At 33.6% G+C, this 13,950-nt stretch carries 11 protein-coding genes and 1 pseudogene; 8 read left to right on the forward strand and 4 right to left on the reverse strand.

All coding sequences use genetic code 11. The features are described 5' to 3' along the window. Positions 1-543 precede the first annotated feature (543 nt). A complete protein-coding gene (gene cotE, locus ACTJJ9_RS21815) occupies positions 544-1,086 on the forward strand; it encodes an outer spore coat protein CotE (RefSeq protein ID WP_095302338.1) in 543 nt (180 codons plus the stop codon). Positions 1,087-1,145: 59 nt separating this feature from the next. Here cotE and ACTJJ9_RS21820 read toward each other — a convergent pair. Then, positions 1,146-2,887: pseudogene (locus ACTJJ9_RS21820) on the reverse strand (ABC transporter ATP-binding protein). Beyond that, on the reverse strand, positions 2,877-3,635 hold the full coding sequence (locus ACTJJ9_RS21825) for a MerR family transcriptional regulator (RefSeq protein WP_186324296.1): 759 nt from the start codon (positions 3,633-3,635) through the stop codon (positions 2,877-2,879). The pseudogene ACTJJ9_RS21820 and the gene ACTJJ9_RS21825 overlap by 11 nt, the downstream one beginning before the upstream one ends. Positions 3,636-3,856: 221 nt before the next feature. Here ACTJJ9_RS21825 and mutS point away from each other — a divergent pair, with 221 nt between their 5' ends. Together mutS and mutL are read left to right on the forward strand one after the other, a co-directional pair. Then, positions 3,857-6,454: a DNA mismatch repair protein MutS gene (gene mutS / locus ACTJJ9_RS21830; RefSeq protein ID WP_145584442.1), complete on the forward strand. Its 2,598-nt coding sequence runs from the start codon at positions 3,857-3,859 to the stop codon at positions 6,452-6,454. Positions 6,455-6,486: 32 nt separating this feature from the next. Continuing rightward, positions 6,487-8,412 carry a DNA mismatch repair endonuclease MutL gene (gene mutL, locus ACTJJ9_RS21835; protein WP_145584444.1) on the forward strand — a complete coding sequence of 642 codons (1,926 nt, stop codon included), beginning with the start codon at positions 6,487-6,489 and terminating at the stop codon, positions 8,410-8,412. Positions 8,413-8,529: 117 nt separating this feature from the next. Here mutL and ACTJJ9_RS21840 read toward each other — a convergent pair whose 3' ends face one another. Further along, complete coding sequence (locus ACTJJ9_RS21840) at positions 8,530-9,069, reverse strand: CBO0543 family protein (protein ID WP_095302329.1); 540 nt, start codon at positions 9,067-9,069, stop codon at positions 8,530-8,532. Positions 9,070-9,794: 725 nt separating this feature from the next. On the opposite strand from ACTJJ9_RS21840, the gene miaA reads away from it, so the two are divergent. From miaA to ACTJJ9_RS21860, 4 genes are all read left to right on the forward strand, one after another. Beyond that, positions 9,795-10,733, forward strand: a complete 939-nt coding sequence (gene miaA, locus ACTJJ9_RS21845) for a tRNA (adenosine(37)-N6)-dimethylallyltransferase MiaA (protein ID WP_095302328.1) — start codon at positions 9,795-9,797, stop codon at positions 10,731-10,733. A 40-nt stretch (positions 10,734-10,773) separates the two neighbouring features. Beyond that, positions 10,774-10,998 carry an RNA chaperone Hfq gene (gene hfq / locus ACTJJ9_RS21850; protein WP_095302327.1) on the forward strand — a complete coding sequence of 75 codons (225 nt, stop codon included), beginning with the start codon at positions 10,774-10,776 and terminating at the stop codon, positions 10,996-10,998. Between the two features lie 409 nt (positions 10,999-11,407). Beyond that, positions 11,408-12,388 (forward strand): stage V sporulation protein K, encoded by a 981-nt coding sequence (gene spoVK, locus ACTJJ9_RS21855; protein WP_095302326.1) that lies wholly within the window; start codon positions 11,408-11,410, stop codon positions 12,386-12,388. 132 nt (positions 12,389-12,520) lie between these two features. Next, complete coding sequence (locus ACTJJ9_RS21860) at positions 12,521-12,856, forward strand: hypothetical protein (RefSeq protein ID WP_145584446.1); 336 nt, start codon at positions 12,521-12,523, stop codon at positions 12,854-12,856. A gap of 69 nt (positions 12,857-12,925) precedes the next feature. Here the strand turns inward: ACTJJ9_RS21860 and ACTJJ9_RS21865 are convergent, their stop codons facing one another. Next, positions 12,926-13,291, reverse strand: coding sequence for a hypothetical protein (locus ACTJJ9_RS21865; RefSeq protein ID WP_186324297.1), 366 nt, complete (start codon positions 13,289-13,291; stop codon positions 12,926-12,928). A gap of 244 nt (positions 13,292-13,535) precedes the next feature. Between ACTJJ9_RS21865 and ACTJJ9_RS21870 the strand changes: the two genes are divergently transcribed. Next, a complete protein-coding gene (locus ACTJJ9_RS21870) occupies positions 13,536-13,880 on the forward strand; it encodes a hypothetical protein (RefSeq protein WP_145584448.1) in 345 nt (114 codons plus the stop codon). Positions 13,881-13,950: the final 70 nt, after the last annotated feature.

The following is a 13,950-nucleotide window of genomic DNA, read 5'->3' on the forward strand; positions in this document are numbered from 1 at the left end:
CAGTATTATTGTTTCTTGTCATCATTATCCATCACCTCTAAAATATCTATTAATAAATATTTTAAATAAAAAAAGACTGTATGCAAACTCGATTTTATCGAGTTTGTCTACAGTCTGAAACGAAGAGATATTAAAAATCTCTTCGTTTTTTTATGCTGTTTTTCAAATTGAATTTATTCCTTTCAATCAGGTTTAAAAGATGAGCTGTATAAATAAAAATAATAAACGTCATGATCGTTTTGAACATGCACCTTTTTTCTTTTTTAGGCACATATTTTCATACTCTAGCATAGAATGAACTATACGGTTTCATTTATCCCGATCTTAATGGGTAGTAAAAGCCTCAGGACAAAATGATATAGAAAAGGAACAACTAAACTGGCAATAACAGTCCTGTTGATAACCAATAATGATTATATTTTAAGCTAAAAAAATACTCTTTTTATTGGTTAAACGTGTAATATTTTCAGTTAATTCTTGAGCACAAATGTTACTAGCCTAGCATAGGATTAAATGAAGATACATTGAGGAGGGTATGCTAGTATGTCTGAATACAGAGAAATAATAACAAAAGCGGTAGTAGCGAAGGGCCGAAAATTTACCCAATGTACGCATACGATATCACCGTCACAAAGACCAGCGAGCATTTTAGGAGGATGGATTATTAACCATACGTATGATGCTCAAAAAAAAGGTAAAACAGTTGAAGTAGAAGGTACTTATGATATTAACGTTTGGTATTCTTACAATGAAAACACAAAAACAGAAGTTGTAACTGAGCGTGTAGATTATGTAGATGTCATCAAGCTAAGATATAAAGATGATAATTTTATTGATGATGAGCATGAAGTAATTTGTAAAGCATTGCAGCAGCCAAATTGCTTAGAGGTAACTATTTCTCCTAATGGAAATAAAATCATTGTTCAAGCTGAACGTGAGCATCTTGCAGAAGTTATTGGCGAAACAAAAGTATGCGTACGTGTCAATCCTGACGGCTGTGATGAAGATGAAGATTGGGAAGAAGAATTAGATGATGAATTTGAAGATTTAAACCCTGAATTTTTAGTTGGCGATGTTGAAGAATAACTAGGAGAGAAGAGCTCTCCTAGTTTTCTTTTATTATATCTTTATTTATATATTTAAGTTTATGAGCTTTGTAATTGTTGTTCAGCTAGCTTTTGATAAAGTGGATGTGTCGTTAATAATTCTTCATGCTTTCCAATACCAGTAATTTCGCCATGCTCAAGGATAACAATTTGATCAGCATTTACAACAGTTGATAGTCTATGAGCAATAATTAATGTTGTTCTTCCTTTCATTAAATGGTCCAAAGCCTGTTGAACTAATCCTTCTGAGGCGCTATCCAAATTTGATGTTGCCTCATCTAGCAGTAATATATGGGGATTTCTGATTAATGCACGTGCAATGGCAATTCGTTGTCTTTGACCACCTGAAAGCTTAACACCTCTTTCACCAACCTCAGTAGCAAGTCCTTGCGGCAGGCGAGAGATGAATTCCATAGCATTTGCTTGAGTCGCTGCTCGCTCGACCTCAAATAATGGGATGTTTTTGTTTATTCCGTACGTTATATTTTCTAAAATCGACTCAGACATAATCGGACTTTCCTGTGATACGTATCCAATATGATTTCTCCATGATGATAAACCAAATTCCTTAATATTTGTGTCTCCAAGTAATATTTCCCCACCAGTTACTTGATAAAATTGTTCTAATAGTGAAAATAACGTCGTTTTTCCGCTTCCGCTTGGCCCGACAATTGCAGTTGTTTTTCCTGCAGGAACGATGAGAGAGATGTTTTTTAATATTGGCTCTTTCTCATTATAGCTAAAGCGGACATTGCGAAATAAAATTGGTTGTGCAGATTGTTTGCTAACCTGTTTTGATTTGTTTTCCTCAGGTTTTAATTTTAGGATAGTCTGAATTCTGTCTGTTGCCCCCATTGCTTTTTGGAACGCAGTAAAGGACGTCGCCATATGACTAAATGGGAGAACAATTTGAAACATATAAAAGATGATCGCGACTAAGGAACCTGCTGACAGTGTACCAGAAGCAACGCGAACTCCACCATATCCAATTAGCAGGATCAATAATAACATCATGATTAAGGTCATAAATGGTGAAATAATTGCCTGGATTTTCGCTTCCTTTAGTCCAAATTGATAGAGGTGATCGATTCTTTTGTTTCCTGACTTTATTTCAATTTCCTCGGCATGATAAGCTTTTACTAAGCGGATTTCCGATAACACTCTCCCTAATTGCCGGAAAACTCAGCCATTTCATCCTGTGCCATTTTTGAAATAGAAAACATTTTTTTCCCTAAAGGTGCAATAATGAAAAATGAAATAGGAATTGCTATGAGCATTATCGTTGTAATTTTCCAATCAATAAAGAAAAGCAGGATAATGGCTGCTATAATGGAAATCAAACCGGATATAAATGTAATCATATGCTGTGTAATCAGCGTTTTTACTGTATTTGTATCTTGTGTAATTCGACTCATAATTTCCCCTGATTTATGGCGATCATAAAAAGCGACAGGGAGAGTAATAGTATGGGCCCACACTTTATTTCGGATAGCAGCGACAATTGATTCCCCGATAGCCGTCATATAATAATAGGAAAATCCTGATGTGACGGTTTGGATAAGAAACGTGATGACGAGAAAGATAATAATAGAAATATCAAATGAAGAATTTGATAAATTATCAACGAGTGATTTCGTGAGGAGCGGTAAAATCAAACTAGCTCCTGTTTCTGCTAAACTTAAAACCATGGCAAAGAAAAATAATAATTTTGGTGGATCGGCATCTTTTACTAATTGCCAAAATCCTGTTACTTGAGGCTTAGCTTCATGATTAGTCTCCATGAATTTCTACCCCCGAATTCTTCAAATAGATTTCAAACGCTTTGGCAATCCATTCTTCTTCCTCAACTGTAAATGGTGAAGGGAACAGCCAAGGATCATCGTCTATTTGATCTGGTAATTCTTCCATTAATGAGTGGATCGAAGTATTCGCTACATCTTCTGCAAGCTTTATATATTCTTCAACAACTGCTTGTACTTCATCACAGGATGGGTCCATACCAACTAATTTTTTTAGCTTAACAGAAAGGTTAAAAAAGGTACGTTCAATTTCTTTTTGTTTTTCATCGCTAATTTTAAATAATTGATTCACCCTGTTCTCGTCTAAAATCGTTTTTAGCCATTCTTTGTGCTCTTCCTCCATTTGAATACTGTTTATTAAAGAAGTAAAAATAGCTGGATCAACCTCTTTATTTTGATCAATAAGATGTAATGCACGGTCTAGAGTGGTAATGATCTTTTCAATTTGCTGCTGCTTTTTCATCATTTCCTTTTTTTGATATGACAAGGAATCTTGTAAATTCCACTTATTTGATCGTAGCAACGTTTTTATTTCCTCCAATGTAAAGCCTAAAAACTTTAACGTAATGATTTTTTGAAGTTCAATAAGATCGTTGTCAGAATAAAATCGTCTCCCTTTTTCAGATACAAATGATGGCTTTAAAATATTAAGTTCATCATAGTAATGCAATGTACGAATTGATACATTTGTTTTCTTTGAAAACTCACCAATTGAGTAATTATGTTTCATAAAAGAAATTCCTTTCATTTGGATTGAAGTGGGTCCCCTTCTCCTTAGTTCTATCTTAAAACCTAACGTTACGTGAGAAGCAAGTAGGAAATTTAATTCATTATTCTTTTTTTCTATCGATTTAAACTTTGCCAATTTCGTTCATAACAAGAGATTGTAGAATTATGTTATAATAGATTGTGATTTTTTATGAGAACGTTAAGAGATAATGGAGGATAAAAATGGCAACTTATACGCCAATGATACAACAATATTTAAAGATAAAGGCAGATTATCAAGATGCCTTTTTATTTTTTCGTCTAGGTGATTTTTATGAAATGTTCTTTCAGGATGCATTAAAGGCATCACAGGAACTTGAAATAACGTTAACAAGTCGTGATGGTGGAGGAGACGAAAGAATTCCAATGTGTGGAGTTCCTTACCATTCAGCGCCTAATTATATCGAACAATTAGTCGAAAAGGGCTATAAGGTCGCAATTTGTGAACAAACAGAGGATCCGAAGCATGCGAAGGGTGTTGTTAGAAGAGAGGTTGTTCAATTAATCACACCTGGTACTGTCATGGATGGAAAAGGGATACATGATAAAGAGAATAATTATATCTCATCTGTAACATATTTTGACCAGCAATTTGGACTGGCCTTAAGTGATTTGACGACAGGAGAAAATCTTGTTGCGTTATGCTCAAGCTTTGATGAATTATTAAATGAAATCTATTCTGTAGGAACGAAGGAAGTTGTTATTTCAGCTGATTTTTCTGAGGAATGGAAAAAACAGATTGTTGAGCGTTGTCAAGCGACACTGTCATATGAAGAACAAACAACCCCAAAGAATTTTCAAGATATTTTTATTCATTTACAAGATGAAAGGCTGCAGCAAACATTTGGAAGGTTACTTTCCTATTTAGAAAGAACACAAAAGCGTAGTCTCGACCATCTACAAAAAGTAAACGTGTATTACTTGCATCATTCGCTTAAAATTGACCTTTATTCAAAGCGGAATTTAGAGCTAACCGAAACAATCCGTTCAAAAGGAAAAAAAGGTTCGTTGCTTTGGTTATTAGATGAAACAAAAACAGCTATGGGCGGCAGAATGTTAAAGCAATGGGTTGATAAACCGCTCGTTAATCGTGAGCAAATTGAAGCAAGATTATCAATGGTAGATACCTTTTTGGCGAATTATTTTGAACGAGAGGATTTACGAAATCTACTAAAAGAGGTTTATGACTTGGAGCGTTTAGCCGGAAGAGTAGCATTTGGAAATGTTAATGCTCGGGATTTAGTTCAATTAAAAAAATCTCTCCAACAAGTTCCAAGTATCGACGAATTATGCCAATCATTACAAAATGAACATTTTTTATCAGAGCGTTTGGATGCTTGTGATGATCTTACAAAGCTTCTTGATGCAGCAATTGTTGAAAATCCACCTTTATCAGTAAAAGAAGGAAATATCATTAAAGATGGATTTAACTATCAATTAGATCAATACCGAGATGCAAGTCGTAACGGGAAAACATGGATTGCCCAGCTTGAGCAGCAGGAGCGTCAAAAAACAGGAATCAAATCATTAAAAATTGGTTATAATCGAGTTTTTGGCTATTATATCGAAGTGACAAAAGCGAATTTACATTTACTTGAGGAAGGATTATATGAACGGAAGCAAACATTAACAAATGCTGAGCGTTTCATCACCCCTGAATTAAAGGAAAAGGAAACGTTAATTTTAGAGGCAGAAGAAAAAATTGTTGAGCTCGAATATCAGTTGTTTGTCGATATAAGAGAACAAGTAAAAGACTATATTCCTAGATTGCAAAAATTAGCAAAACGACTAAGTGAATTAGATGTATTGCAATGCTTTGCTACTATTAGTGAAAACAGACATTATACAAAGCCAACATTCTCACATTCTGGGGAGCTAATCATTAAGGATGGTCGTCACCCAGTAGTCGAGAAAGTGCTGGACGCACAGGAATATGTGCCGAATGATTGTGTATTCAATGATGAGCGGAAAATGCTGTTGATTACAGGACCAAATATGTCAGGGAAAAGTACGTACATGCGACAGGTAGCATTAACGGCGATCCTAGCTCAAATTGGCTGTTATGTACCAGCTTCTGAGGCAGTATTGCCGATATTTGATCAAATCTTTACAAGAATTGGAGCTGCTGATGATTTAATCTCAGGTCAAAGTACATTCATGGTTGAGATGCTTGAAGCGAAAAACGCAATTACACATGCAACAAGTCAAAGCTTAATTCTTTTTGATGAAATCGGAAGAGGAACCTCTACCTATGATGGCATGGCGTTGGCTCAAGCGATAATTGAATATATTCATGAGCATATTGGTGCGAAAACACTTTTTTCAACACATTATCATGAATTAACAATTTTAGAAGAGCAACTAGCTTCTTTAAAAAATATTCATGTGAAAGCAATTGAAGAAAACGGAAAGGTTGTCTTTTTACACAAAATTGAAGAAGGTGCAGCAGATAAAAGCTACGGTATCCATGTAGCTGAGCTAGCTGATTTACCAAATCCTTTAATTAAACGTGCTAAGGAAATATTAAAAGTCCTTGAAGAAGGGAAAAAGGAACCAAATTCTGTTGAAGTGAAAAGTGATAATGCGAATGAGGTTGTATTTGATTCACAGCTTTCGTTATTTGATGAGAATCAAGTAAACATAGAGAAACAACATAATGTCCATGCCTTCTCTAAAAAGGAAAAGGCCGCTTTAGAGATATTAAAAACGATGAATCTGTTAGAAATGACTCCATTGGACGCGATGAATGAGCTATATAAGTTACAGAAAAAAGTAAAATAGTTATTTAGTATTGTCATAAGGTGGTGAAACAAGTGGGGAAAATCATTCGTTTAGATGAGCAGCTTTCAAATAAAATAGCAGCTGGTGAGGTTGTAGAAAGACCTGCATCTGTTGTTAAAGAATTATTGGAGAATGCAATTGATGCCAATAGTACAGTTGTTGAAATCGAAATTGAAGAAGCGGGCTTAGGGAAAATCCGAATTATCGATAATGGTGATGGGATTGAACCTGATGATTGTCTAAATGCTTTTCATCGACATGCTACAAGTAAAATTAAAGATGAAAATGATTTATTTAGGATCCGAACTTTAGGCTTCCGTGGTGAGGCACTACCAAGTATTGCTTCCGTTTCTTTACTTGATATGAAAACAAGTACAGGAAATGGTCCAGGTACGAACATTATTTTAACAGGTGGTAAGGTTGAAAAGCATGTTTCAACGAATAGTCGAAAGGGAACTGATATAACGGTTAGAAATCTATTTTTCAACACACCAGCTAGATTAAAATATATGAAAACTGTCCATACAGAGCTAGGGAATATTACAGATATTGTGAATCGAATCGCGCTAGCTCATCCGGAAGTATCGATTAGACTGATTCATAATGGGAAAAAATTATTGCATACAACAGGTAATGGTGATGTTCGTCAAGTTTTAGCAGCAATTTATGGATTAGCGATAGCAAAAAAAATGAAGAAATTAACGATTGAATCATTAGACTTCGAAGTAAACGGTTATGTTGCTTTACCTGAGATTACAAGAGCATCAAGAAATTATATTTCGACCATTATAAATGGAAGATTCATCAAGAATTATCCGCTAGTTAAAGCGATTCAGGAAGGTTACCATACGTTGCTACCGATCGGACGCTATCCAATCGTTTTTTTAGAAATTAAAATGGATCCAATCCTTGTTGATGTAAATGTTCATCCATCAAAGCTTGAAGTAAGAATCAGTAAGGAAGCTGAATTAAATGAGCTAATCACAAACGGAATTCGTGATGTCTTCCGCAATGAGCAATTAATTCCTTCTGTTGAAACTCCAAAGGCTCAAAAGGTAAAAAGTTTGGATGAACAACAACAGTTTACGTTTGACCATTTTAGTAGTAGCGAAGAAAGCACTGGCTTTAAGGAACCGATCCAACAGCGACAAAATATTGTTCAACAACAAGAGCCTATTGAACATAATGAGTTTAACGTTCCGCTTTCTTCTGAATCAGAAAGAATCGTCTATACACCAGATGTTGAGCAAGTATATGTACAGGAAGATCAAGAGGTAGGTTTCAATAATCTAGAAGAGGATTCAATCTCAGATGAGCAACATATTAATTTAGATGAAAAAAGGCATGAAGAGAATACGAGCCAGGTTTTACAAGAACGAATACCGCCGTTGTATCCGATCGGTCAAATGCACGGAACGTATATTTTAGCGCAAAATGAGACAGGGTTATATATTATCGATCAACATGCTGCACAAGAACGGATTAAATATGAATTTTATCGCGAGAAAGTTGGAGAAGTTCATTCTGAGGTTCAAGAATTGTTAGTTCCATTAACGTTTGAATATTCCACAGACGAAGCTGTCATTATTGAAGCACATTTAGACATCCTAGCACGTGTTGGCATTTTTTTAGAGCCATTCGGGAGAAATAGTTATATTGTGCGTTCCCACCCTCAATGGTTTCCAAAGGGTGAGGAATCCTCAACGATTGAAGAAATTATTCAACAAGTATTAGATGAGCGAAAAATCGATATAAAAAAGCTTCGTGAAGAAGCGGCAATCATGATGAGCTGCAAAGCATCAATTAAAGCAAATCATCATTTGCGAAACGATGAAATATTCGCTTTACTTGAAACGTTAAGGAAAACCTCTGATCCGTTTACATGTCCACATGGTAGACCGATTATTATTCATTATTCGACATATGAGATGGAAAAAATGTTCAAGCGGGTTATGTAAAATATTTAAGGGCAAAACACATGATTTATCAGTGTTTTGCCCTTCTTTTATTATTAGAGGTTTAATTTCTATTAAAAGGGAGGAAACAGTATATTAATAAATGTCTTAACTCCTTAGTCACCCTTTTAACTTTGCGATTTTGTTTGATAATAGAAATAACAAAATATATATAGGAAAAGAGTAAAAATTACTCCAATGGACAGGCTTATATAAATCTAATGCCATTGCAATTGGTTCACCGATAAAAGCAGCAAATAATCCATACAATATTCCTTTGAATAAAGGTGACCATTTAGGTTTATATTCAATGAAGAACATGATAGATACAGGTAGTAATGTAAGGTCCCATGGGAAATATCCTGTAATAAAAGGAAACATATTATATGGATAAATCCATAAACCTAATTGCAGTCCTATAGAATCAAGAATTAAAGAAATAATCGCCATAAAAAAACCTGCTCTAAGAAGATCACCTGTATAGCTTTTGTTATGTAATTTCCACCATAGCAGCCATGGTAAAATGCTCAAAGCAAGTCCTAACCACCATCTAGCGGAATATAATATCATTTGTTGCCATGTATCTACAAATGAATTATGTGAATCTTGATACTTTGAATAGACTTTTTGAATATCTTTATTTATATCAAAATTTTTCATATATGCCTCATTTATTGAAAAATAATTAATTAAAATTGTGAAATGCTTTCTAAAAAGTAGAAGGTTTTTGACAAGAATTATTATCTCCATATGAATGGATCGTATTCAGATAATCATAGCTTGTTCTTTTATGAACGGAAATAATTTTTTGAAATGTCATCAGGAAAAAAGTCTGTTAAAACAGTTCTTACTAAATGTAGCTAAGGACTGTTTTTTTGTATTGATAGATGAATTGATACAATCCAGTACATTCAAGTGAAGACAGAGTTTTACACCTACCAGCTGATACAGAGGTTTTAGAGATAACGCTTTTTAGGAACATAACCTAATAAAACTGAATACACTACCAAAAAGAGAAAGGAACATCTTTATGCTTGAACTACTGATTTATATGATGATTGGGATTTTTTATTCAGTGTATAAACTCAAAGAGTTAAAGCGTTATGAGATTATCCTAACAAGCTTATTCTGGCCATTTGATTTGCTATTAAATTTTATTAAATTAGTTGATAAGGTAAAAAGCCGTAATAAACAAATATGAGTCCTATTTATAAGGACTCATATTTGCGATAAAAATATTATGTAAACTAAAGTTTTTTCTTTGAAATATATGGAAATCACTGTTTACAATTTCATTAAATAGGATACAATGATCTGGTGTTCAGGAATTGCTCGTGGTAAGATGATGATCGTAGAATCAAATGACCTTGAAAGAGTGATTATGTTTGAAAAAAAAGAAACTCGTTGTCATCATTGGACCGACAGCAGTTGGTAAAACAAAGTTGAGCATAGAATTGGCACATCGACTGAATGGAGAAATCATAAGTGGCGATTCAATGCAGATTTACCGGGGGATGGACATAGGGACAGCGAAAATACAAGAAACAGAAATGCAAGGAGTACCGCATCATTTAATCGACATAAAAAATCCTGATGAAGATTTCTCGGTGGCAGAATTCCAAGCAACAGTTCGACCCTTAATTGATAATATAACTGAACGGGATAAATTCCCGATGATAGTTGGTGGTACAGGTCTCTATATTCAATCTGTTTTATACGATTACAATTTTTCAGATGTTCCTTCTGACCCAAAATATCGTAAAATGTTAGAAGAACAATTAAGCATAAAAGGTGAAGATGCATTACATGAGTTACTTAAAGATATCGATCCTGAAAGTGCTGAGAAAATCCATCCAAACAATAGTAGAAGAGTGATTCGTGCCCTTGAAATCTATCATTGTACGAACAAAACAATGTCAGAATATCTGAGAAATCAAAATCAAGATATGTTATATGATGTAGCTTTAATCGGTTTAACAATGGATAGAGAAACATTATACGAGCGAATTAACCAACGTGTTGACCTAATGATTGATGAAGGGTTGATTGACGAGGTTAAAGGGCTATATGATGCTGGAATTCGCGATACTCAAGCGATTCAAGCAATTGGATACAAAGAAATTTATGATTATTTTGATGGGAAAACATCGTATGAAGATGCAATAAACAATTTAAAGCAAAACTCAAGAAGATATGCTAAAAGACAATTAACATGGTTTCGTAATAAGATGGATGTTCAATGGTTTGATATGACTCCACCAGTAAACCATGATGAAAAGCTCGAGGAAATTTTTACATATATAGCAGGAAAGCTTCAACTTTAATCGAATAATTTAAAGTATAGAGAAAAGAGGAGGACGAAGCATGAAGCAAGCAGTAAATATCCAAGATCAATTTTTAAATCAATTACGTAAGGATGGAACGTTCGTAACAGTATTTTTATTAAATGGTTTTCAATTAAGAGGCCTGATTAAAGGGTTTGATAATTTTACAGTATTATTAGAAACTGAGGGAAAACAACAGCTCATCTATAAGCATGCGATTTCAACATTCGCACCTCAGAAAAACATACAGCTTGAGCTTGAATAATAGTACAAACAAAGGGAGCTGAATAAAATTTTTCAGCTCCTTCATTATATATACCCCAACTTACCTCAAAAAGAAAATACTTCAAAAATGAGTCAATTAGTTTTAAATTTCAAATAAATGAATATATATAAAGGAATGGATATTTCTTGGGAAAGCGCAAAATTCAACAGGATTCACGGAAATTCGTTACAACTTGTTTTCTTCTACACTTGTTTTAGCATAATAAGTATGAAGCGCTTTTGGGAAATTGTGTAATGGCTTAGTAGATATATACATTCCAGTTGAGTTAAACTCTTTTTACCTTAAAAGGGTGGGAATAGCAACATAGAGGGTAACACATTTTGTGGACATGAGGTACACGAAATGATTTTAGTTGCTTTTATCGTTACAGATTGTGAGGTGAACATCTTTGGAAAGAGATCAAGCAGTCACATATAAAACAAACGGACAAATTAATATTATTTTAAATAATCAAACAAAAGAGAAAAAAGAAGAAAAAATAAGTGCATCTTCCTATGACTTGAAAATTCCAAAAGTTGAAAGTAAACACTCGATTTTAAAAGAGATAGAAAATGAGATGAGTTCATTAGTTGGTATGTCTGAAATGAAAAGAATGATAAAAGAAATATATGCATGGATTTATATTAATAAGAAACGTGAAGAACAAGGTTTAAAAGCAGGAAAGCAAGCTCTTCATATGATGTTTAAAGGAAATCCCGGTACTGGTAAAACAACGGTAGCCCGTTTAGTTGGGAAATTATTTTTTCAAATGAATGTCCTTTCAAAAGGGCATCTTATCGAAGCTGAAAGAGCAGATTTAGTTGGCGAATATATAGGTCACACTGCTCAAAAAACAAGGGATTTAATAAAAAAAGCACTTGGAGGAATTTTGTTTATCGATGAAGCCTATTCACTAGCAAGAGGTGGTGAAAAGGATTTTGGAAAGGAAGCGATTGATACATTAGTAAAACATATGGAGGATAAGCAGCATGATTTTGTTTTGATTTTAGCAGGATATCCTAAAGAAATGGATAATTTTTTATCATTAAATCCTGGATTATTATCAAGGTTTCCATTAGTGATTAATTTCCCAGATTATTCTGTTGATGATTTAATGGAAATATCTCGTCGTATGGTAACCGAAAGAGAGTATCAGCTCAATGATGAGGCAATGCTGAAGCTTAAAGAACATTTAATGACGGTAAAATCCACGGTACATCCTACTAAATTTAGTAATGGTAGATATGTTCGGAACATCATCGAAAAATCAATTCGATCACAAGCAATGCGTTTATTACTTACGGATAAATATAATCGTGACGACCTTTTAACAATAAAGGGTCAAGACTTAGTTTTTTCCGAAGAGAAGGTTAATAATGATAAAATATAAAAAGTAAGCGAACTCAACCAAACCAAGTTTGCGAGAACGTTTAGAAAAAGAAGAATTCTATTAAATTAGATGTTCTTATTTATATCCTTTCATCATACATGATATAGCAGATTCAAATTTTTGGAGGTTATGATGAAAGCAAAAGTGTATATACTATTCGTTTTAGTCGTATTGTTAGCCATCCTTTATTTCTATTCGTCTAAACCAGTCAAAGAGCCAGTTTCAAATCCAACTAATACAGAGGAAGAAGTTACATCACCATATAAAACATTTACTTATGTCATAACAGATATTAAAGGGAATGATTATTATGGTGAATCTATAGATGGTAAAACGAAAATCGTCTTTAATAAGGAAAATGTTAAAGTTCCTATTGATGATTCAATTCAAGTAAATGATAGAATTAAAGCATATGTTGAATCTGAGAATCATGTAGAAGGGATTATTAAAATAGAAAAAATAAAATAATAGGTAAGGGGGATGTAAGTTTTATGAAATCCCCCTTACCTATTATTTGTTTATAGATAAATATGGTCATTACTTTTCATATGGAATATATTTTCTATCATGAAAATCTTCTTGATCACCATTAAGATTCGCATTATAATCTACGGAATCTGTTTCAATATATTCTCCCGTTCCAGCTTGTGTTCTTGAAGTTACGGAACTTATTTCCGGATCTTCTTCAGGAGGAGTATTTGTAGCAGATTTTGCAGATTTTAGAGTAAAATAGCCTTTCCCGTTTTCAGGATTTGAGATGACCCCTAGTGAAACGAGAATACCAAGAATGGCCGTCACATAAGTTTCCCATCTTGTTAGGTCAATTTGATACCCGAGATCCTTTAACACCATATATAGAACAGATGCAATAGACACCCAGAGTCCATAATTTTTCCATCTCACGAATTCATCACTCCTTTTAAGTAAGAATCGTTCACCTTATCATATTCATGCAAATTTGCATTGTGCACCCAATTGCTATCCTCAATCGTATATGAAGCAAAATATTCAATTATAGTGAAGATATATATAAAAGGCATTAAAATTTCAATATCATTCGAAAAATGCTATTGAAATCAATGGTGATAACGCTTTCAAAAAGACGCGACTATTGATAAAATACAAGATATAAGAAGGAGTGATTATCATGAATGATATCAAATTACTTTTAGAAGAAATTAAATTACTCGTTGAACGGAATATAGCTCTTAATCATTTTGTCCTTGACCAATTATCAGATAGATTTAATAAAAACTCTTATTTTATAGAACGGATTTATCAAATTCTTTTAAGAAATAGAGCCCTTTTACCATTTTTCTATGATATTGAAGCGGCTATATATGAATATATTGTTCATAAAGAAATGGAAAACGCCAGAACATATTATGGGGCAACAAAATATGTAGCAGAAGAATTTGATACAACACAAACCTATATAAAAAGCAAAATTAAACAGTCAAAAATTGTATTTCCTTTACAAAAAATTAGTTAATAAAAAGAGGAAACACAATATGATCGTGTTTCCTCTTTTTCATATTTTAATAAGGTTATTGAAACCTAGG

Source organism: Metabacillus sp. 22489 (assembly GCF_052044855.1).
Taxonomy (GTDB): domain Bacteria; phylum Bacillota; class Bacilli; order Bacillales; family Bacillaceae; genus Metabacillus; species Metabacillus niabensis.

What these genes read in the sequence shown, in the direction of transcription:
- hfq (WP_095302327.1), top strand. Translation starts at nt 10,774, where the DNA reads ATGAAGCAAGCAGTAAATATCCAAGATCAATTTTTAAATCAATTACGT.
- cotE (WP_095302338.1), top strand. Translation starts at nt 544, where the DNA reads ATGTCTGAATACAGAGAAATAATAACAAAAGCGGTAGTAGCGAAGGGC.
- ACTJJ9_RS21860 (WP_145584446.1), top strand. Translation starts at nt 12,521, where the DNA reads ATGAAAGCAAAAGTGTATATACTATTCGTTTTAGTCGTATTGTTAGCC.
- ACTJJ9_RS21825 (WP_186324296.1), bottom strand. Translation starts at nt 3,635, where the DNA reads ATGAAACATAATTACTCAATTGGTGAGTTTTCAAAGAAAACAAATGTA.
- mutS (WP_145584442.1), top strand. Translation starts at nt 3,857, where the DNA reads ATGGCAACTTATACGCCAATGATACAACAATATTTAAAGATAAAGGCA.
- ACTJJ9_RS21840 (WP_095302329.1), bottom strand. Translation starts at nt 9,069, where the DNA reads ATGAAAAATTTTGATATAAATAAAGATATTCAAAAAGTCTATTCAAAG.
- ACTJJ9_RS21870 (WP_145584448.1), top strand. Translation starts at nt 13,536, where the DNA reads ATGAATGATATCAAATTACTTTTAGAAGAAATTAAATTACTCGTTGAA.